At 67.8% G+C, this 17,815-nt stretch carries 15 protein-coding genes, 1 pseudogene and 1 riboswitch; of the genes and pseudogenes, 11 read left to right on the top strand and 5 right to left on the bottom strand.

Annotated elements, in window-relative coordinates:
• Positions 1-16 precede the first annotated feature (16 nt).
• Positions 17-2,002, bottom strand: coding sequence for a monovalent cation:proton antiporter-2 (CPA2) family protein (locus tag RQI28_RS10310; RefSeq protein ID WP_311223278.1), 1,986 nt, complete (start codon positions 2,000-2,002; stop codon positions 17-19).
• A 59-nt stretch (positions 2,003-2,061) separates the two neighbouring features.
• Here RQI28_RS10310 and RQI28_RS10305 point away from each other — a divergent pair, with 59 nt between their 5' ends.
• The 4 genes from RQI28_RS10305 to RQI28_RS10290 are packed head-to-tail and all read left to right on the top strand — an operon-like array spanning position 2,062 to position 5,138.
• The gene (locus RQI28_RS10305) at positions 2,062-3,063 is read left to right on the top strand and encodes a KpsF/GutQ family sugar-phosphate isomerase (protein ID WP_311223277.1); all 1,002 of its coding nucleotides are present in this window, start codon (positions 2,062-2,064) and stop codon (positions 3,061-3,063) included.
• Complete coding sequence (locus RQI28_RS10300; protein ID WP_404976889.1) at positions 3,063-3,662, top strand: KdsC family phosphatase; 600 nt, start codon at positions 3,063-3,065, stop codon at positions 3,660-3,662. The genes RQI28_RS10305 and RQI28_RS10300 overlap by 1 nt, the downstream gene beginning before the upstream one ends.
• Positions 3,659-4,294, top strand: a complete 636-nt coding sequence (gene lptC / locus RQI28_RS10295; RefSeq protein ID WP_404976890.1) for an LPS export ABC transporter periplasmic protein LptC — start codon at positions 3,659-3,661, stop codon at positions 4,292-4,294. The genes RQI28_RS10300 and lptC overlap by 4 nt, the downstream gene beginning before the upstream one ends.
• Before the next feature lie 43 nt (positions 4,295-4,337).
• Positions 4,338-5,138, top strand: a complete 801-nt coding sequence (locus RQI28_RS10290; protein WP_311223275.1) for an SDR family oxidoreductase — start codon at positions 4,338-4,340, stop codon at positions 5,136-5,138.
• Positions 5,139-5,243: 105 nt separating this feature from the next.
• On the opposite strand, the gene RQI28_RS10285 is transcribed toward RQI28_RS10290, so the two are convergent.
• A complete protein-coding gene (locus RQI28_RS10285) occupies positions 5,244-5,765 on the bottom strand; it encodes an RNA-binding protein (protein WP_311223274.1) in 522 nt (173 codons plus the stop codon).
• Positions 5,766-6,072: 307 nt separating this feature from the next.
• Positions 6,073-6,480: pseudogene (locus RQI28_RS10280) on the bottom strand (RNA recognition motif domain-containing protein); the annotation flags it as partial.
• 236 nt (positions 6,481-6,716) lie between these two features.
• Positions 6,717-6,919, top strand: a riboswitch (yybP-ykoY riboswitch).
• Between the two features lie 12 nt (positions 6,920-6,931).
• On the opposite strand from RQI28_RS10280, the gene RQI28_RS10275 reads away from it, so the two are divergent.
• The 5 genes from RQI28_RS10275 to RQI28_RS10255 all read left to right on the top strand — a co-directional run bounded on the left by RQI28_RS10275 (position 6,932) and on the right by RQI28_RS10255 (position 12,973).
• Positions 6,932-7,498, top strand: a complete 567-nt coding sequence (locus tag RQI28_RS10275; RefSeq protein ID WP_311223272.1) for a TMEM165/GDT1 family protein — start codon at positions 6,932-6,934, stop codon at positions 7,496-7,498.
• A gap of 160 nt (positions 7,499-7,658) precedes the next feature.
• Entirely contained in the window at positions 7,659-8,786 is a 1,128-nt protein-coding gene (locus RQI28_RS10270) for a homoserine O-acetyltransferase (RefSeq protein WP_311223271.1), read from the top strand.
• On the top strand, positions 8,783-9,367 hold the full coding sequence (metW, locus tag RQI28_RS10265; RefSeq protein WP_311223270.1) for a methionine biosynthesis protein MetW: 585 nt from the start codon (positions 8,783-8,785) through the stop codon (positions 9,365-9,367). The genes RQI28_RS10270 and metW overlap by 4 nt, the downstream gene beginning before the upstream one ends.
• Before the next feature lie 310 nt (positions 9,368-9,677).
• The gene (locus RQI28_RS10260; protein WP_311223269.1) at positions 9,678-11,669 is read left to right on the top strand and encodes a Cache 3/Cache 2 fusion domain-containing protein; all 1,992 of its coding nucleotides are present in this window, start codon (positions 9,678-9,680) and stop codon (positions 11,667-11,669) included.
• Positions 11,670-11,797: 128 nt separating this feature from the next.
• Complete coding sequence (locus tag RQI28_RS10255) at positions 11,798-12,973, top strand: GGDEF domain-containing protein (RefSeq protein WP_311223268.1); 1,176 nt, start codon at positions 11,798-11,800, stop codon at positions 12,971-12,973.
• On the opposite strand, the gene eutC is transcribed toward RQI28_RS10255, so the two are convergent.
• Positions 12,970-13,839: an ethanolamine ammonia-lyase subunit EutC gene (gene eutC, locus RQI28_RS10250; RefSeq protein ID WP_311223267.1), complete on the bottom strand. Its 870-nt coding sequence runs from the start codon at positions 13,837-13,839 to the stop codon at positions 12,970-12,972. The two genes, RQI28_RS10255 and eutC, sit on opposite strands and share 4 nt — an antisense overlap.
• The gene (locus tag RQI28_RS10245) at positions 13,836-15,230 is read right to left on the bottom strand and encodes an ethanolamine ammonia-lyase subunit EutB (protein WP_311223266.1); all 1,395 of its coding nucleotides are present in this window, start codon (positions 15,228-15,230) and stop codon (positions 13,836-13,838) included. Before RQI28_RS10245 ends, eutC begins: the two co-directional genes overlap by 4 nt.
• A 171-nt stretch (positions 15,231-15,401) precedes the next feature.
• On the opposite strand from RQI28_RS10245, the gene RQI28_RS10240 reads away from it, so the two are divergent.
• Positions 15,402-16,913, top strand: coding sequence for a M20 family metallopeptidase (locus tag RQI28_RS10240; RefSeq protein ID WP_311223265.1), 1,512 nt, complete (start codon positions 15,402-15,404; stop codon positions 16,911-16,913).
• A 35-nt stretch (positions 16,914-16,948) separates the two neighbouring features.
• Entirely contained in the window at positions 16,949-17,806 is an 858-nt protein-coding gene (locus RQI28_RS10235; protein ID WP_311223264.1) for an alpha/beta hydrolase, read from the top strand.
• The last annotated feature ends 9 nt before the right edge of the window (positions 17,807-17,815 follow it).

Here is a 17,815-nt window from a genome sequence, read left to right as displayed (position 1 = left end):
CCGAGCCGCGCTTTTCTCAACCGCGCAGCAAGCGGTCTTCGGCCAGCGCCAGCGCCGTGGGGTGGCCGGACACCACCAGGGTGTCGCCTTCGGCCAGCTGCGCGCCCGGGTCGGCCGCAGACATCTCGCCCGTGCCCCGCCGCAGGCTGACCACCTGGGCGCCCACCTCATGCAAGGCCAGGCCACCCAACAATTTACCCAGTGCCGCGCTGCCCGGTGGCAGGGTGATGGACGCCAGCCGTTCCTGGTCCCGCTCCGACGCGGTGTCATCGTCCGCTCCGTGGAAGTAGCCGCGCAGCAGGTTGTAGCGCGCGTCGCGCTGCTCCTGCACACGCCGCAGCACGCGCCGCATGGGCACGCCGACCAGCGCCATCGCGTGGCTGGCCAGCATCAGCGAACCCTCGATGGCCTCGGGCACGACCTCCGTCGCGCCCGCAGCCTGCAGGCGGTCCAGATGCTGGTCGTCCTGCGTGCGCACCACCACCGGCACGTGCGATGCGTGCGCGCTGGTGTGCACCAACACCTTCAGCGCAGCAGGAATGTCCAGATAGGTCACCACTACGGCGCTGGCGCGGGCCAGGCCTGCGGCCATCAGCGCCTGCAGCCGGGTGGCGTCGCCGTACACCACCGAATCGCCAGCCGCTGCCGCCTGCCGCACACGGTCGGGGTCCAGGTCGAGCGCCAGGTAAGGAATGTTTTCGCGCTCCAGCATGCGCGCCAGGTTCTGGCCGCAACGCCCGTAGCCGCAGATGAGCACGTGCTTGTTCGTGTTGATGGACTTGCGTGCAATGGTCGTCATTTGCAGCGACTGCTGCAGCCAGTCGCTGGCCACCAGCTTCATCACGATGCGGTTGCTGTACATGATGAGAAAGGGCGTGGCCAGCATCGACAGCACCATCGCTGCAAGGATGGGGTTCATCAGCGCCGCAGGCACCAGGTCGTGCTCGCGTGTCAGCGACAGCAGCACGAAGCCGAATTCGCCCGCCTGCGCCAGATACAGGCCCGTGCGCAGCGACACGCCTGTCGTCGCGCCCATGCCGCGCGCCAGCAGCAAGATGATGCCCAGCTTCAGCAAGATCGGCACCACCAGCAGCAACAGCACCACGCCCCAGCGCTCCAGCAAGATATGCCAGTCCAGCAGCATGCCCACGGTGATGAAGAACAGGCCCAGCAACACGTCATGGAACGGGCGGATGTCCGTTTCCACCTGATGGCGGTATTCGGTCTCGGACACCAGCACGCCCGCGATGAACGCGCCCAACGCCAGCGACAGGCCTGCCAGCTCGGTCAGCCAGGCCAGGCCCAGCGTGATGAGCAGCAGGTTCAGCATGAAGAGCTCTTCGCTCTTGCGCCGCGCCACCAGGGTGAGCCACCAGCGCATCACGCGCTGCCCGCCCACCAGCAGCACGCCCACCAGCACCGTGGCCTTGAGCAGCGCCAGCCCCAGCGCCACCATCAGCCGTTCAGGCGACGAGCCCAGCGCGGGAATCAATACCAGCAGCGGCACCACGGCCAGGTCCTGGAACAGCAGAATGCCCAGCACGCGGCGGCCGTGCTCGGTTTCCAGTTCGGCGCGCTCGGCCATCAGCTTGACGACGATGGCCGTGCTGCTCATCACCAGCGTGCCGGCCAGCGCCAGCGCGGTCTGCCAGCCCACGTCCCACACGCCGCCGGCCCAGCGGGCCAGCAGCAGCACGCCGCCCATGCCGATCGCCATGGTGCCCGCCACCTGCATCAACCCCAGGCCGAACACGTAGCGCCGCATGGCCCGCAGCTTGGACAGGCTGAACTCCAGCCCGATGGCGAACATGAGGAACACCACCCCGAATTCACCCAAATGGCGCACCCCTTCGGAATCCTGCGCCAGGGCCAGCGCGTGCGGCCCGATCAGAATGCCCGCTGCCAGGTAACCCAGCATGGGCGGCAGCTTCAGGCTGCGGCACACCACCACGCCCAGCACGGCGGCCAGCAGGTACAGCAAGGTGAGCGCGAGCGAAGACATCCCCCATGCTAGCCCAGCTGCCTGCAATGGTCAGGGGCCGGTCGATAGAATCGGCCCCCATGTCATCCGCTCCCGCCGTTTTGCCGCCTTTCGACGCCGCCGAGGTTTTGCGCCTGGCCCGCGAAACCTTCGCCATCGAGGCCGCCGCGCTGGGCAGCATGGCCGCGCGGCTGGGCGACCCATTCGTCGACGCCGTGCGCCGCATGCTGGACACCCCCGGCCGCGTGGTCGTGATGGGCATGGGCAAGAGCGGCCATGTGGGCCGCAAGATCGCCGCCACGCTCGCCTCCACGGGCACGCCCGCCTTCTTCGTGCACCCGGCCGAGGCTAGCCATGGCGACCTGGGCATGGTCACGCAGGGCGATCTGGTGCTGGCGATATCCAACAGCGGCGAGAGCAACGAACTCACCGTGCTGCTGCCGGTGCTCAAGCGCCTGGGCGCCGCGCTGATCGCGATGACCGGGGGCCTGCAGTCCACGCTGGCCCGCCATGCCGACACGGTGCTGGACTGCAGCGTCGAGCGCGAGGCCTGCCCGCTCAATCTGGCGCCGACCACCAGCACCACCGCGCAACTGGCCATGGGCGACGCCCTGGCAGTGGCGCTGCTGGACGCGCGGGGTTTTAGGCCTGAAGACTTCGCCCGGTCGCACCCTGGTGGCGCGCTGGGCCGCAAGCTGCTCACACATGTGGGCGACGTCATGCGCACAGGCGACGAGGTGCCGCGCGTGCTGCCCGGGGCCTCATTCAGCGAACTCATGCGCGAAATGAGTGCCAAGCGGCTGGGCTCCTCTGCTGTGGTCGGTGCCGAAGGCCGGCTGCTGGGCGTGTTCACCGACGGCGATCTGCGCCGCCGCATCGAGGCCGGTGCCGATTTGCGCGGCGCTACGGCCGGCGAGGTCATGCATGCCGGCCCGCGCACCATTCCCCGCGACGCACTGGCCGTGGACGCCGCCGCCCTCATGGAGCGCCACGGCATCACCAGCGTGCTGGTGACCGACGAGGCCGGGCTGCTGGTGGGCGTGGTGCATATCGGCGACCTCATGCGCGCGAAGGTGATCTGATGGATAGTGCTGCCACTGTGACCCCTTCCCACCTTTTGCCTCCCCACCTTGCACCCCTGCGCCCGGCCCTGCAGCACGACCCGGAACTGTTGCTCAAGGCGCAGGACGTGCGCGTGGTTTTCTTCGACGTCGATGGCGTTCTGACCGACGGCAGCCTCTATTTTTCAGAAGCGGGCGAGACGCTCAAGCGCTTTCACACGCTCGACGGCCACGGCATCAAGCTGCTGCATCGCGCCGGCATCGTGCCGGCCGTCATCACCGGCCGCGACGCGCCTGCGCTGCGCCTGCGCCTGAACGCCCTGGGCGTGGTGCATGCGCGTTTCGGCACTGAAGACAAGCGCCCCGCCGCCGAGCAGATCCTGGCCGAGTTGGGCCTGGGCTGGAGCCAGGCGGCGGCCATGGGCGACGACTGGCCCGATCTGCCCGTCATGCGCCGCGCCGCACTGGCCTGCTCGCCCGCGCATGCCCACATCGAAGCCCGCGCGGTGGCCCATTACGTCACCACCGCGCCAGGCGGCGCGGGCGCGGCGCGCGAATTCTGCGACCTGTTGCTGGTGGCCAGCGGCCGCTACGCCGCGCTGCTGGCGGACTACGCATGATCCTGGCCAACCGCATGCGCCTGGGCTGGGACCGGCTCTCTCTCTATCTGCCCGTGGCGCTGATGTGTTTGCTGGCGCTGGGCACCTGGTGGCTCGTGCGCAACGCACCCAAGCCGCCCCAGGTTGAAACGGCCCGCGTGCCGACGCACGAGCCCGACTATTTCATGCGCACCTTCTCAGTGAAGAACTTCGACGCCACCGGCCGGCTGGAAAGCGACATGCGCGGCGACATGGCGCGCCACTACGAAGACACCGACACGCTCGAAGTCGACCAGGCGCGCATGCGCTCGGTCACGCCGGAAGGCCGCGTCACCACGGCCACTGCCAACCGCGCGCTGTCCAATGGCGACGGCTCTGAGGTGCAACTGTTCGGCAATGCCATCGTCACGCGCGAATCGCTGCCCCGCAAAGGCCGCGAGCCGCTGCCGCGCCTGGAATTCCGGGGTGAATTCCTGCACATCTGGGTCAACTCGGAGCGGGTGAAGTCGGACCAACCCGTCACGCTCACGCGCGGTAGCGACCAGTTCACCGCCGACCAGATGGACTACGACAACCTCGACCAGATCGTGCAGTTGCGCGGCCGCGTGCGCGGCACACTGCAGCCCGCTCCCGGCGCCGCGGCCCAGCGCTGACACGGCACGGGCCGCGTCGTCCCCCAACTCCGGAGCGAATCGCATGGCCTCGTTGTCCCCTTTGGTCTTTATCACCGGCGCCTCCAGCGGCATCGGCCAGGCGCTGGCTTGGCGCTTTCACCAGGCCGGTTACCGGCTCGCGCTGGCAGCCCGCCGAACGGATGAGGTCAAATCATGGGTTAGCGCCCATGGAATAAGCGCTGATAGCTATCAAATATATAGCGCTGATGTCACGCTACCCGACAGCATCGTCGCGGCCGGCCAGGCGTGCCTGCAGTCGCAGGGGCTGCCGGATGTCGTCATCGCCAATGCCGGCATCAGCGTCGGCATGGACACGGCGCTGCGCGAAGACCTGGACGTCATGGCGCGCACCTTTGCCACCAACAACCTCGGCATGGCCGCCACCTTCCAGCCCTTTGTGAACGGCATGGTGCAGCGCGGCAGCGGCGCGCTGGTCGGCATTGGCAGCGTGGCCGGCATTCGCGGGCTGCCGGGCCACGGCGCCTACTGCTCCAGCAAGGCGGCCGTCATCAGCTACTGCGAAAGCCTGCGCGGTGAACTGCGCCCGGCCGGCGTGCGGGTTGTCACGCTCTGCCCGGGCTACATCGACACCCCCCTCACACGCCAGAACCGCTACGGCATGCCGTTTCTCATGCAGCCCGAAGACTTCGCTGACCGGGCTTTCCGCGCCATTCGCGCAGGGGTGAGCTACCGCGTGATTCCCTGGCAGATGGGCGTCGTCGCCAAGTTGTTGCGCCTGCTGCCCAACGGGCTCTTCGACCGACTTCTGGCCGGACGGCCGCGCAAGCACCGCCAGGGCGGGGGCGCCGGGCCGTCTTCGTGAAGGGGTGAGAGGGCCGGGCTGCACCGCGTGCACGCCTTTCGCGGCAGCCCGCCAGAAACAAAAAAAGGCTCTCAGGGAGCCTTCTGTCATTCACGCGACGCGGGGTCAGTAGCCGCCACCACCGCCGCCGTAACCACCACCACCGTAGCCGCCGCCGCCGCCGCGACCGCCGCCACCGCCGTTGCGCGAGCCGGAACCGTAGGGGCTGCGGAACCCGCCATCACCCCGGCCGCCCCCACCACCAAAACCACCGCCGCCGCCTTCACGGCCACCACCGCCACCGCCGCCACCGCCGTAACCACCGCCGCTGCGGCCGCCACCACCAAAGCCGCCACCACCACCGCCGCCGCCAAAGCCACCGCTACGGGGTGGGCGGGCCTCCATGGGGCGCGCCTCATTCACCACGATGCTCCGGCCGCCCAGAGGCTGGCCGTTCATGCCGTGGATCGCGGACTGCGCCTCGTCGTCGCTGGCCATCTCAACAAAGCCAAAGCCCTTGGAGCGGCCGGTGTCGCGTTCCATCATCACCTTGGCGCTGGTAACCGCTCCGAACTGGCCAAATGCCTGTTCAAGGTCGCTGTCACGCACGGAATACGGCAGGTTGCCGACGTACAGTTTGTTGCCCATTGAGGGACTCCTCAAAAACACATTAATGAAGCGATGGAGTCCCGGAAACGCAGCCAGTTAATCACGAGAGACGCCCTATGCGCGAAATGTAAGGATCACCGCAGACCTCGACGCGGAAGTGCCGCGCAAAACATTATGCGCCACAAATTCCTGAAAAAAGCAAGGTAAAAATCAGTCCTCAAAAGGGGTTCTGTGCAGTGGAACGATAAATCGAGCGCCCATGAAAAAAGGCCCCTGAAAGGGCCTTTTTGACTGGTGCGATCAACGCGTGAGCGTCGAGGCAAACCGGTGCTTAGTAGCTGCTGCGGCCACCGCCGTAACCACCACCACCACCACCGCCGCCGCCGAAGCCGCCGCTACGGCCACCGCCGCCACCACCGTAACCGCCGCCACCACCACCGCCGTAGCCGCCACCGCCGCCATTGCCGCCGCCGCCGAAGCCACCACCGCTACGGGGAGGACGTGGCTCCATTGGACGGGCTTCGTTGACCACCAGGTCACGGCCGCCGAAGTTTTGGCCGTGCACAGCTTGAATAGCTGCTTGGGCTTCTGCATCGTTGCTCATTTCGACAAAGCCGAAACCCTTGGAGCGGCCGGTGTCACGTTCCATCATGACCTTGGCGCTGTTCACTGCGCCGAATTGGCTGAATGTCTGCTCGAGGTCGCTGTCGCGGAAAGAATAGGGCAGGTTGCCCACGTAAAGTTTGTTGCCCATGAAGGACTCCTACAAAAAACCATGAAAACGCGATGAGCCTTCTTACGCAATCAACAAACCTGTGACGACTTCAAAGACGCGAAACGACCAAACACCGCAGCTTGCATTCCCGCAAGGCAGAAAGGCAGGAACCATTATCAACCATAGTTTCGTTTGTTGTGGTGAACTTTTTGCAGCAGTTCAACAGTTTGGGGGCGTATTTACCCGAATTTCCATCGAAAGTCGCTCGTACAATCCGCGCAGTCTTTGGGGAGTAGCCCGCCCGACCGCTTAAAGCGCGAGGGAGCATGCATCAACAAACTTGGACCCTTGCGGTCTATGGTGCATGCGGCGGTTTTGCACGACGTGCTGGGCGAGACCATTGACTGCGTACCGATCCACAGGCCGGAGTCGGGGCGCAGTCAATGCTGTCTTGAGTCTTTTCCGGCCGGATAACGACTGTTCGCCCCCCATGGAAGCCTTCTTTGTTTCGACCGCCATCGTCGCCCTTGCCGAGATGGGCGACAAAACCCAACTCCTGTCCCTGGTTCTGGCGGCCCGCTTTCGCAAGCCTTGGCCGATCGTGCTGGGCATTTTTGTGGCCACGCTGGCCAATCACGCGCTCGCCGGTGCTGTCGGCGCCTGGGTCACCACGCTGGTGGGCCCGCAGGTACTGCGCTGGGGGCTGGGGCTTTCTTTCATCGCGATGGCGGTCTGGATGCTGATTCCCGACAAGCTCGACGAGGGCGACGCCACCGCCGCGCCGCGCTGGGGCGTGTTCGGCACCACGCTGGTGGCGTTCTTTCTGGCGGAGATGGGCGACAAGACGCAGGTGGCAACCGTCATGCTGGCCGCGCAATACAGCGCCTATCTCGCAGTCGTGGGAGGCACCACGCTGGGCATGATGCTGGCGAACGCGCCGGTGGTGTGGCTGGGCGAGCGCATCACCCGGCGGGTGCCGATTCGTGCGGTGCACGTGGTCTCGGCGGTGATCTTCCTGGTGCTGGGTGCCATCGCGCTGCTGGCGCCTGTGGGTTGAACGGCACGAAGCTGCTTTGGTATAGTGCCCCACGCGCCGATTTGCACCAGCTTGCGGGCGCTTTATAAATTCAGCTAAAGACCCGTCCGCGAAGTGATGCATGCGTGAATGAATGGCATCCACCGACCCGGCCTCGTTTTTAGCGATGCCGGGTTTTTTCATGTCCTTCATCGCCACGCCACAGTTTCTGCATTTCGCCGAAGCGCTGCCCCTCATGGGCGGCGGTTCGGTGCGCGACTACACCCTTGCCTACGAAACCTACGGTACGCTGAACGCCGACGGCTCCAATGCCGTGCTGGTGTGCCACGCGCTCAACGCGTCGCACCATGTGGCGGGCGTGTACGAAGGCCAGCCCAAGAGCGAGGGCTGGTGGGACAACCTGATCGGCCCGGGCAAGCCGGTGGACACCCGCCGCTTTTTCGTGATCGGCGTGAACAACCTGGGCTCGTGCTTTGGCTCTACCGGCCCCATGCACACCCATCCAGATACCGGCGAGATCTACGGCGCTGACTTCCCCGTGGTGACGGTGGAAGACTGGGTGAACGCCCAGGCCCTGTTGCTCGACCGGCTGGGCGTGCGGGAACTGGCCGCCGTGCTGGGTGGCAGCCTCGGCGGCATGCAGGCGCTGAGCTGGACGCTGCAATACCCCGACCGCGTGCGTCACGCGGTGGTGGTGGCCAGCGCGCCCAACCTCACGGCCGAGAACATCGCCTTCAACGAGGTGGCGCGCCGCGCCATCGTGACCGACCCGGATTTCCATGGCGGCCATTTCTACCGCTATGGCGCCATTCCGAAGCGCGGCCTGCGCATCGCCCGCATGATCGGCCACATCACATACCTGTCCGACGATGTGATGAATGAGAAATTCGGCCGCCAGCTGCGCGAGGGACTGGCGCCCAAATACAGCACGCAGGACGTCGAGTTCCAGATCGAGAGCTACCTGCGCTACCAGGGCGACAAGTTCAGCGATTACTTCGACGCCAACACCTACCTGCTGATCACCCGCGCGCTCGACTATTTCGATCCGGCGCTGGCGCACGGCGGCAACCTCACGCTGGCGCTGGCGCGCGCCACGGCCAAGTTCCTGCTGGTGAGCTTCACCACCGACTGGCGCTTTTCCCCCCAACGCAGCCGCGAGATCGTGAAGGCCCTGCTCGACAACCGCCGTGACGTGAGCTACGCCGAGATCGACGCGCCCCACGGACACGATGCCTTTTTGCTCGATGACGCCCGCTACATGGGCGTTATCAGCTCCTATTTTGAGAGCATTGCCAAGGAGTTCGCATGACCGAAAAAGCCACCATGCATGCCATCTCCCGGCTGGTGCCCCACGGCGCGCGTGTGCTCGACCTGGGCTGCGGCGATGGCGGTTTGCTGTCGTATCTGCAGCGCGAGCGCAGTTGCACGGGTTACGGCGTGGAAATAGACGACGCCAACGTGCTGGCCTGCGTGCGACGCGGGGTGAACGTGGTGCAGCTCAACCTGGATGAAGGGTTGGCGATGTTCGGCGACAACTCGTTCGACGTGGTGCTGCAGATCGACACGCTGCAGCATCTGCGCAATGCCGAGGTGATGCTGCGCGAGACAGCGCGCGTGGGCAGAAGCGGCATCGTCGCCTTCCCGAACTTTGCGCATTGGCCCAACCGGTTGTCGATCCTGCGCGGGCGCATGCCGGTCACGCGGCGCTTGCCGTACCAGTGGTATGACACGCCGAACATCCGCGTGGGCACGTTCAAGGACTTCGAGGTGCTGGCGCACAAGAACCGCCTACGCTTGATCGACGCCTTTGGCCTGCAGGACGGGCGCGAAGTGCGCCGGTTCCCCAATGTGCTTGCAGGCACGGCGGTGTTTCACTTCGAGCACGACTGACGGGCAGGGCACCCGCGTGGCCGCCGCTGGATGCGGAATTGATAGTCATGCAAGGGGAGGGCGGCATTCCGGTGATAGACGGCTCCTGTTTGCCCCCCGGATGCTTGACAAGAAGAGAACCCCCTGTTTGCTATGTTATTAATAGCTGCGTGCCTTTGATGGTGAAGAGCTACAGGGTTTTTTATGGTGATGGAAATGCCGCCTTTCGCCGTTAGCTCAGCGCTGCTTGTCTTGGTTTGACCACAGCAAATAACGATTTCTTACGAAATTTAACGACAATTGCCTCTTGATCATGGTCAAGGAGTTCGATATGTCCGCTGTTTCTGCGCCGGCAAGTGCCAACCGGTCCGTCGCCCGCCGCATCACGCTGCTGGCGCTGAGCCTCGTCGCCCTGGTACTGCTGGTGCTCAGCCTGGCGATCGCCTCCATCACCACGCGATCCACGCGGGCGCAGGTCATGGAAGGCATAGGCAATGCGGCGGACGCGGTAGCCAGTTCGCTCGATTCGGTGGACGAAGCCAACCGCGTGTTGGTGCAGCGTGGCGCCGCCATCTTCCGGCAGCGGTTCGAGCCCACCATGGAGCTAGACATCGCCAAAGGCGAGCTGTTCAGCTTCGGCATGATGGTCAACGGCGATCCCGCCACGGTGGACAAATTCGCGCAGGACACCGGCGGCGTCGCCACCGTGTTCGCGCGGCGGGGCGACGACTTCGTGCGCGTCACCACGTCCGTCAAGAATGAAAAGGGAGAACGCGCCCAGGGCACCACGCTCGACCGCGCCAGCCCCGCTTACCCGCTGATGCTCAAAGGCGAGTCCTACACCGGTCGCACCACGCTGTTCGGGCGGCCCTTTATGGCGCACTACGAACCCCGCCGGGATGCTGCGGGCAAGGTCATCGCCATCCTTTTCGTGGGCAACGACCTCACCGTGTTTCTGGATTTGATGCAAAAGCAGATCACGTCCTTGCGGTTTTTCGAGCATGGCAGTGCCTACGTCATCGACCCGCGCAAGTCGCTGGAAGAAGCCGTCTTTCTGGCGCACCCGTCTGCGCGCGGCAAGAAGGTGCTTGAAGCCTTTCCGCAGGCGCGCGACTACCTTCAGGCGCTGTCCGACAGCAACTCCGTTCGCAATGCCAGCGCGCTGCTGCCCGCGCAGGGTCCCGATCCCTGGGCCGTGCGCCGGAAGACGGCGGCCGACTGGTGGGTCGTGGCTGAGGTGTCGGACGAAGAGGCCCTCGCGGACCAGCGCAGCGCGCTCTGGGCGGTGTGGGCTGCGATGGGCGTGGCACTGCTGGTGCTCGGCGCTGGCCTCTTCGTGGTGTTGCGGCGCGGCGTGAGCCAGCCGCTGCGCGAGCTGACACAGGCCGTCACCACCGTGGCGCAGGGCGACCTGACGCAGCCCTTGACCACCCAGCGGCGCGACGAAATGGGCGCGCTGATGCTGGAGGTGGAAGGCATGCGCCAGCGCTACCTGCAGGTGCTGCAACAAGTGCGCACGGCGGTAGACAGCATCACCACCGCCAGCGCTGAAATCGCCAGCGGCAACCAGGATCTGTCCGGCCGCACCGAATCTGCCGCCAGCAGCCTGGCCGGCACGGCGCAGAGCATGGAGGAGATCACCGCCACCGTGCGCCAGTCGGCCGACTCGGCGCGGCAGGCGCACCAGCTAGCGCACTCGGCCGGCGAAGTGGCCGAGCGCGGCGGCAAGGTGGTGGGCGAGGTGGTTGCCACCATGGGTGGCATCAACGACGCCAGCCGACGCATTGCCGACATCATCGGCGTGATTGACGGCATCGCCTTCCAGACCAACATCCTGGCGCTGAACGCTGCGGTGGAAGCGGCCCGCGCGGGCGAGCAGGGCCGGGGCTTTGCCGTGGTGGCGGGCGAGGTTCGCTCGCTCGCCGGCCGCTCGGCCGAGGCCGCGCGCGAAATCAAGCAGCTCATAGGCGCTTCGGTCTCGCAGGCCGAAGCCGGCGCGCGGCTGGTGCAGGCCGCCGGCAGCACGATGGACGAGATCGTCGGCTCCGTGCGACGTGTGGGCGACATCGTGGGCGAGATCTCCGCTGCCGCCGCCGAGCAGGCCAGCGGCATCGGCCAGGTCAATACATCGATCAACGAGCTCGACCAGATGACGCAGCAGAACGCCGCGCTGGTGGAAGAGTCTGCCGCCGCGGCGCAAAGCCTGCGCGACCAGGCCACGCGCCTTGCCGATGCCGTGCAGGTCTTCCGCCTCACGGCGGTGCAGCAGGCCACGCCTGCCACCTCCATCGCCCAGACGCAGCGCGCCCTGCCGTCCCGCTGAGGCTCACACTGCCGTAACCGATTGCGACCGGCCGTGTGCGGCCGCGCAAGGGCGGTTATTCTGCGGCGCCATGTTGGTGTTCCAGGGCTGCCGCGTTCGCGGCGCCCGCGTTGTGCATGACTTCGCTGTTGCATCTCCCCACTCTGTTGTTGGCCACCGTCGTCGCGTCCGTCGTGATGGCGGCGGGCCTGCTCGTGGTCGGCAACGACCGGCGCCGCGAGGGCCTCGGCCTGTGGGCCGTCGCGCTGCTGATGCAGGCGCTGGCCTATGTGCTGCTGGCTGGGCGCGGCAAGCTGCCCGACGCCATCTCCATCGTGCTGGCCAACACGTTGCTGGCGGCCGTGTTCGCCTGCGTGCTGGGCGCGGCCTTCCAGTTCCAGGGCCGTGCGTTGCCCTGGGCGCGCATGCTGGTGCCCATGGCCGCCACGGCAGTGCTGTTCACCCTGTTCCTGGACGATTACCTGGCGCGGCTGGTGCTGGCCGGCATCATCTTCCCACTGCAACTGGCCCTGCCGCTATGGGAGCTGTGCCACCCGGGCCAGCATCGCAGCGGCCGTGGAACGTGGCTGGTGGCCACTGGCCTGCTGCTGCAGGCCATCGTGCTGGTGGTGCGTGGAGCGCTGGCGGCGCAGGGCGCCATGCCTGCCGAGGGCCTGATGCAGGAAAGCGTCGCGCAACACCTGACCTTCCTGGCTACATTCGTGACGGTGCAGGCGTCATCCTTCGGCTTCGTGCTGATGGCCAAGGACCGCGCCGACGACGCCAACCGGCGCCTGGCCGCGCAAGACTCGTTGACCGGCGTGCCCAATCGCCGCTCGACCATTGCCGCGCTGGACCGCAGCGTGGCGCAGGCGGTGCGGGCGCACGAACCGCTGGCGCTGATGATGGTGGACATTGACCATTTCAAGCGCATCAATGACGGCCTGGGCCACCTCGGGGGAGACGAAGTGCTGTGCCGCGTGGTGGACGTGCTGCGCGAGCGCCTGCGCACGCAAGACCTCGTCGGCCGCTACGGCGGCGAGGAGTTTCTGGTGCTGCTGCCCCGCACGCCGCTGGCAGGCGCGCTGGAACTGGCCCGGCAGCTGTGTGCCGCGGTGGAACACACGCGGTTCGATGTCGGCGGCCGCACGGTGCCGGTCACCCTCAGCATCGGCGTCGTCGGCGGCTCGCTCGAGCCGGGCGACAGCTGGGACGGCCTGATCGCCGCAGCCGACGAGGCGATGTATCGCGCCAAGCATGCCGGCCGAAACCGGGTGGAGGCCGCAGCGGCGCCACACCGCGTGCCGGCCACCGCGTTGGCCTAGCCTTTTGGTCGCTGCGCGGGCGCTCGGTCGCCGTGGTCCAGCCCTGGCGGCATGTGGCCCAGGGCCGCATCCGCATCGCTGTCGTCCTTCAGCGCGACACCCGTGGCACCCAGCCGCAGCGCCTGGCGCATCAGCCAGGCCAGCTTGAGGGCGGCGCTCGCGTAGCTCAGCCCCTCGGCGCGCACGTTGGAGATGCAGTTGCGCTCGGCGTCGTGCCGGCCGCGCTTCGGGCCGTGGGTGAGGTAGATGCCCAGGCTGTCGGGCGAACTCAGGCCCGGCCGCTCGCCGATCAGCATCGCGCTCATGCGCGCGTCCAGCAGCTCACCCACTTCGTCGGCCACGGCCACGCGCGCCTGCTGCACCACCACGACCACCGGCGCCAGCACCGTGCCCGGTGCCAGCATCGGCATCAGCGCCTGCAGCAGCGGCACGGCGTGACGCTGCACCGCCAGCGAAGAAAGGCCGTCGCCCACCACCACGCACAGATCCGGCCGGGTCTTGGGCGCCTGCGCGGCGCGCTCCTGCAGCGCCAGCGCGTCTTGCGGGTGCAACTGGCGTCCCAGGTCGGGCCGGCGCAAATAGGTGGTGCGGTCGTCCGCGCGGCTGCGGGCCAGCAGCACCTCGTGCCCGGCCGCGCCCAGTGCGGCGGCCAGCGCGTCGGTGTCCAGCGGGGCGTGAATGGCATCGCGCGCCAGGGCGTGCGCCCAGCCAAAACGCAGCGATTCGTCGGTGGGAATAGCCACGCCCGCGCGGCCCAGTGCAATGCGCGCGGGCGTGGCCTGGCGCCAGTCCTGCCACGGCGTGGCGGTGACGTGGGCCACGGCTTCGGCGGCTGAGCCAGTCGATGGCGGAGCGGGTTCCTTCATGGCTTGGCGCCTTGTCCATCCAGCAGCCCGGCCAGCGCCAGCGGCGCGGCGCCGTCGCGCAGCCGGCCGTCCGGCATGGTGATGCCCCGTGCCTGCAGCCAGGCCTCGAACTCCGGCGCACGTGCCAGGCCCAGCGTGCCCCGCAAGAAGAGCGCATCGTGGAACGAGGTACTTTGGTAGTTCAGCATGATGTCGTCCGCCCCCGGCACGCCGATAAGGAAGTTCAGCCCCGCGCTGCCCAGCAGCACCATCAGCGTGTCCATGTCGTCCTGGTCGGCCTCGGCGTGGTTGGTGTAGCAGATGTCGCAGCCCATGGGCAGGCCCAGCAGCTTGCCGCAGAAGTGGTCTTCCAGGCCCGCGCGAATGATCTGCTTGCCGTCGTACAGGTATTCCGGCCCGATGAAACCCACCACGGTGTTCACCAGTAGCGGCCGGTAGCGGCGCGCCAGCCCGTAGGCGCGCGCCTCGCAGGTCTGCTGGTCCACGCCGTGGTGGCCGCCCGCCGACAGCGCGCTGCCCTGGCCGGTCTCGAAGTACATGACGTTGTCGCCCAGCGTGCCGCGGCCCAGGGCGCGCGCCGCGTCGCAGGCCTCGTCCAGCAACGCGGTCGTCACGCCGAAGCTGCGGTTGGTCTGCTCGGTGCCGCCGATGGACTGGAACACCAGGTCCACCGGCACGCCCGCGTTCATCAGCTGCAGGGTGTTGGTCACATGCGTCAGCACACAGGCCTGGGTGGGAATCTCGAACCGCTGGATCAGCGCATCGAAAAGGCGGCACAGCTGCTCCAGCGTGGTCATGCTGTCCGACACCGGGTTGATGCCGATGACCGCATCGCCCGCGCCCAGCATCAGCCCGTCCAGCACCGACGCGGCCATGCCGCGCACATCGTCCGTCGGGTGATTGGGCTGCAGCCGCACGGCCAAGTGGCCGGGCAGGCCCAGCGTGTTGCGAAAGCGGGTGACCACGCGGCATTTGCGCGCCACGGCAACCAAGTCCTGGTTGCGCATGATCTTGCTCACCGCCGCTACCATCTCGGGTGTGAGCCCAGGCGCCAGCGCAGCCAGCGCCTCGGGCGTGGCCGCATCGCCCAGCAGCCAGTTGCGCCAGTCGCCCACCGTCATGTGGCGCACCGGCGCAAAGGCCGCCGCGTCGTGGCTGTCGATGATCAGGCGCGTGATGTCGTCCTGCTCGTAGGGCACCAGCGCCTCGTTCAGGAAGGTGGTGAGCGGCAGGTCGGCCAGCACGTGGCGCGCGGCCATGCGCTGCTGCGCGGTGGCCGCGCCCACGCCGGCCAGGTAGTCGCCCGAGCGCGCCGGGCTGGCGTGGGCCATCACCTGGCGCAGGTCGTCGAAGGCATGGCCCTGGCCGCCCAGGGTGGTGTGGTAGCGCATGGGGTGGTTCTAGACCTTTCGGGGCGCGGCGTCCATCATCGGGCGCGCCGTGGTCGCATGCAAGCCCTGCGCCAGCGCGGTTGCAGGGCGCTGTAGCAAAATGATCTGCACACCCGCCGCGGCGCAGTTTTTTTCTCGTGCCGGTCGGCGCACCCCACACAGGAGAGCCGCATGAACGCCCGCATCCCTTCGACCGCCTTCCAGCCTGACCAGGCCCTGTCCCAGCTCAGCCAGCGCTGGGACGGCGACATCGTGCGCCAGCTGACCGAATACATCGCCATCCCCGCCAAGTCGCCTGGCTTCGCGCCCGACTGGGAGCAGCTGGGCCTGCTCGACCGCGTGCTGCGCAATGCTGCCGAATGGGTCGAAGCGCAGAAGGTGCCCGGCCTCACGCTGGAGATCGTGCGCCTGCCCGGCCGCACGCCGGTGCTGTTCTTCGAAGTGGAAGGCACCCAGCCACAAGCCTCTACCGGCCCCACCGTGCTGATGTACGGCCACCTCGACAAGCAACCCGAATTCGAAGGCTGGCGCAGCGACCTGGGGCCGTGGACGCCCAAGTACGAAGACGGCAAGCTGTACGGCCGCGGCAGTGCGGACGATGGCTATGCCGTCTACGCCAGCATCGCCGCCGTGCAAGAGCTGAAGCGCCAGAACGTGCCGCATCCGCGCATCATCGGCCTGATCGAAACCTGCGAAGAAAGCGGTTCGGGCGACCTGTTGCCCTACATCGACCTGCTGCGCACGCGCATGGGCGAGGTCGCGCTCGTGATCTGCCTGGACAGTGGCGCCGGCAACTACGACCAGCTGTGGCTCACCACCAGCCTGCGCGGCATGGCCAGCGGCACGCTGAAGGTCGAGATATTGACCGAGGGCGTGCATTCGGGCGACGCCTCGGGCCTGGTGCCGTCGTCCTTCCGCATCATGCGGCAGGTGCTCGACCGGCTCGAAGACTCCGCCACCGGCCGCCTGCTGCCCGCCAGCTTTCACTGCAGCGTGCCGCCAGAGCGTCTGACGCAGGCACGCGCCACGGCCGACATCCTGGGCGACGAGATCTACCGGCGCTTTCCGTGGGCGCATTACGACTGCGGCGGCGCCACCACCTTCGCGCTGCCCACCACCACCGAGCCGGTCGACGCGCTGCTGCGCCGCACCTGGGAGCCCACGCTCAGCGTCACCGGCGCCGAGGGCTTTCCGGCCCTGCAGGACGCAGGCAACGTGCTGCGCCCCTACACCGCCTTCAAGCTCAGCCTGCGCCTGCCGCCGCTGGTGGACGCCGCCCAGTGCGTGCAGGAAATGAAGGCGCTGCTGGAAGACAACGCGCCCTACCAGGCCCGGGTCACCTTCGAAGGCGGCGGCGCGGCCAGCGGCTGGAACGCGCCCGACACGGCGCCGTGGTTCGAGAACGCGCTCAACGCCGCCAGCCGGGCGCAGTTCGGCGCATCGTGCGGCTACATCGGCCAGGGCGGCACCATTCCGCTCATGAATCTGCTGAGCCAGGGCTTTCCCAAGGCGCAGATGATGGTCTGCGGCGTGCTCGGCCCCAAGAGCAACGCGCACGGCCCCAATGAGTTTCTGCACGTGCCCTACGCCAAGAAGCTCACCGCCGCCGTCGCGCAGGTCATCGCCAGCCTGCCGCCCGCCGGTGGTGTGCCCACTGCAGCCGGCGAGGCCGCCGCGGCCTGACGAGGCACCATTCCCGCCCCTGACGCCCGCCCGCCATGACCGAGCCTGTACCCTCCACGCTGAGCCCCTTCACCGCCAGCGACGGCGAAAACCTGGCGGTGCAGGACTGGCCCGTGGACGGCGGCGCGCCGCGCGGCACCGTGCTGCTGGTGCACGGCCTGGGCGAACACGCCGGCCGCTACGACCCGCTGGCGCGGCGGCTGAACACCTGGGGCTTTGCCGTGCGCGGCTACGACCACTTCGGCCATGGCGAATCGGGCGGCCCGCGCGGCGCGCTCAACGCCGACGCGCGCCTGCTGGACGACCTGGCCGACATTGTGGACGCCACTCGCGCACGCATGCCCGCCGGCCAGCCGCTGGTGCTGCTGGGCCACAGCCTGGGCGGGCTGGTGGCGGCGCTGTTCGTGGCCCGGCGGCTGCGGCCGGTCGATGCGCTGGTGCTCTCGTCACCCGCCCTGGATGCCGGCCTGAACCCGCTGCAGCGCCTGCTGCTGGCCACGCTGGCGCGCATCGCGCCCGACCTGCGCGTGGGCAACGGGCTGGACGTCGATGCCCTGTCGCACGACCCCGCCGTCGCCGCCGCCTACCGGGCCGACCCGCTGTGCCACGACCGCATCAGCGGCCGGCTGGCGCGCTTCATCGCCAGCGGCGGCCCGGCCGTGCTGGCCCAGGCCGCCGACTGGCAGGTGCCCACGCTGCTGCTGTGGGCCGGGCAAGACCGGCTGGTGCGCCCCGCCGGCAGCGCAGCGTTTGCGGCCGCCACGCCACCGGGCGTGGTGCAGGCGCAGTGCTTCGACGCGCTGTTTCACGAGATATTCAACGAGCGGGAGGCGGACGCAGCGCCCGTGTCTGCGCGGCTGGAGCAGTGGCTGGAAACGCGCTGCCCGGCGTGATTGGGATTT

The organism is Acidovorax sp. WCS2018Noco2-16 (assembly GCF_031843945.1).
Taxonomy (GTDB): domain Bacteria; phylum Pseudomonadota; class Gammaproteobacteria; order Burkholderiales; family Burkholderiaceae_C; genus Paracidovorax.
This window is presented reverse-complemented; position numbering and strand designations above follow the sequence as displayed.

Excerpts from the sequence above, each read along its gene's own strand:
- RQI28_RS10310 (WP_311223278.1), bottom strand. The coding sequence starts at position 2,002 with ATGTCTTCGCTCGCGCTCACCTTGCTGTACCTGCTGGCCGCCGTGCTG.
- RQI28_RS10305 (WP_311223277.1), top strand. The coding sequence starts at position 2,062 with ATGTCATCCGCTCCCGCCGTTTTGCCGCCTTTCGACGCCGCCGAGGTT.
- RQI28_RS10300 (WP_404976889.1), top strand. The coding sequence starts at position 3,063 with ATGGATAGTGCTGCCACTGTGACCCCTTCCCACCTTTTGCCTCCCCAC.
- lptC (WP_404976890.1), top strand. The coding sequence starts at position 3,659 with ATGATCCTGGCCAACCGCATGCGCCTGGGCTGGGACCGGCTCTCTCTC.
- RQI28_RS10290 (WP_311223275.1), top strand. The coding sequence starts at position 4,338 with ATGGCCTCGTTGTCCCCTTTGGTCTTTATCACCGGCGCCTCCAGCGGC.
- RQI28_RS10285 (WP_311223274.1), bottom strand. The coding sequence starts at position 5,765 with ATGGGCAACAAACTGTACGTCGGCAACCTGCCGTATTCCGTGCGTGAC.
- RQI28_RS10275 (WP_311223272.1), top strand. The coding sequence starts at position 6,932 with ATGGAAGCCTTCTTTGTTTCGACCGCCATCGTCGCCCTTGCCGAGATG.
- RQI28_RS10270 (WP_311223271.1), top strand. The coding sequence starts at position 7,659 with ATGTCCTTCATCGCCACGCCACAGTTTCTGCATTTCGCCGAAGCGCTG.
- metW (WP_311223270.1), top strand. The coding sequence starts at position 8,783 with ATGACCGAAAAAGCCACCATGCATGCCATCTCCCGGCTGGTGCCCCAC.
- RQI28_RS10260 (WP_311223269.1), top strand. The coding sequence starts at position 9,678 with ATGTCCGCTGTTTCTGCGCCGGCAAGTGCCAACCGGTCCGTCGCCCGC.
- eutC (WP_311223267.1), bottom strand. The coding sequence starts at position 13,839 with ATGAAGGAACCCGCTCCGCCATCGACTGGCTCAGCCGCCGAAGCCGTG.
- RQI28_RS10245 (WP_311223266.1), bottom strand. The coding sequence starts at position 15,230 with ATGCGCTACCACACCACCCTGGGCGGCCAGGGCCATGCCTTCGACGAC.
- RQI28_RS10240 (WP_311223265.1), top strand. The coding sequence starts at position 15,402 with ATGAACGCCCGCATCCCTTCGACCGCCTTCCAGCCTGACCAGGCCCTG.
- RQI28_RS10235 (WP_311223264.1), top strand. The coding sequence starts at position 16,949 with ATGACCGAGCCTGTACCCTCCACGCTGAGCCCCTTCACCGCCAGCGAC.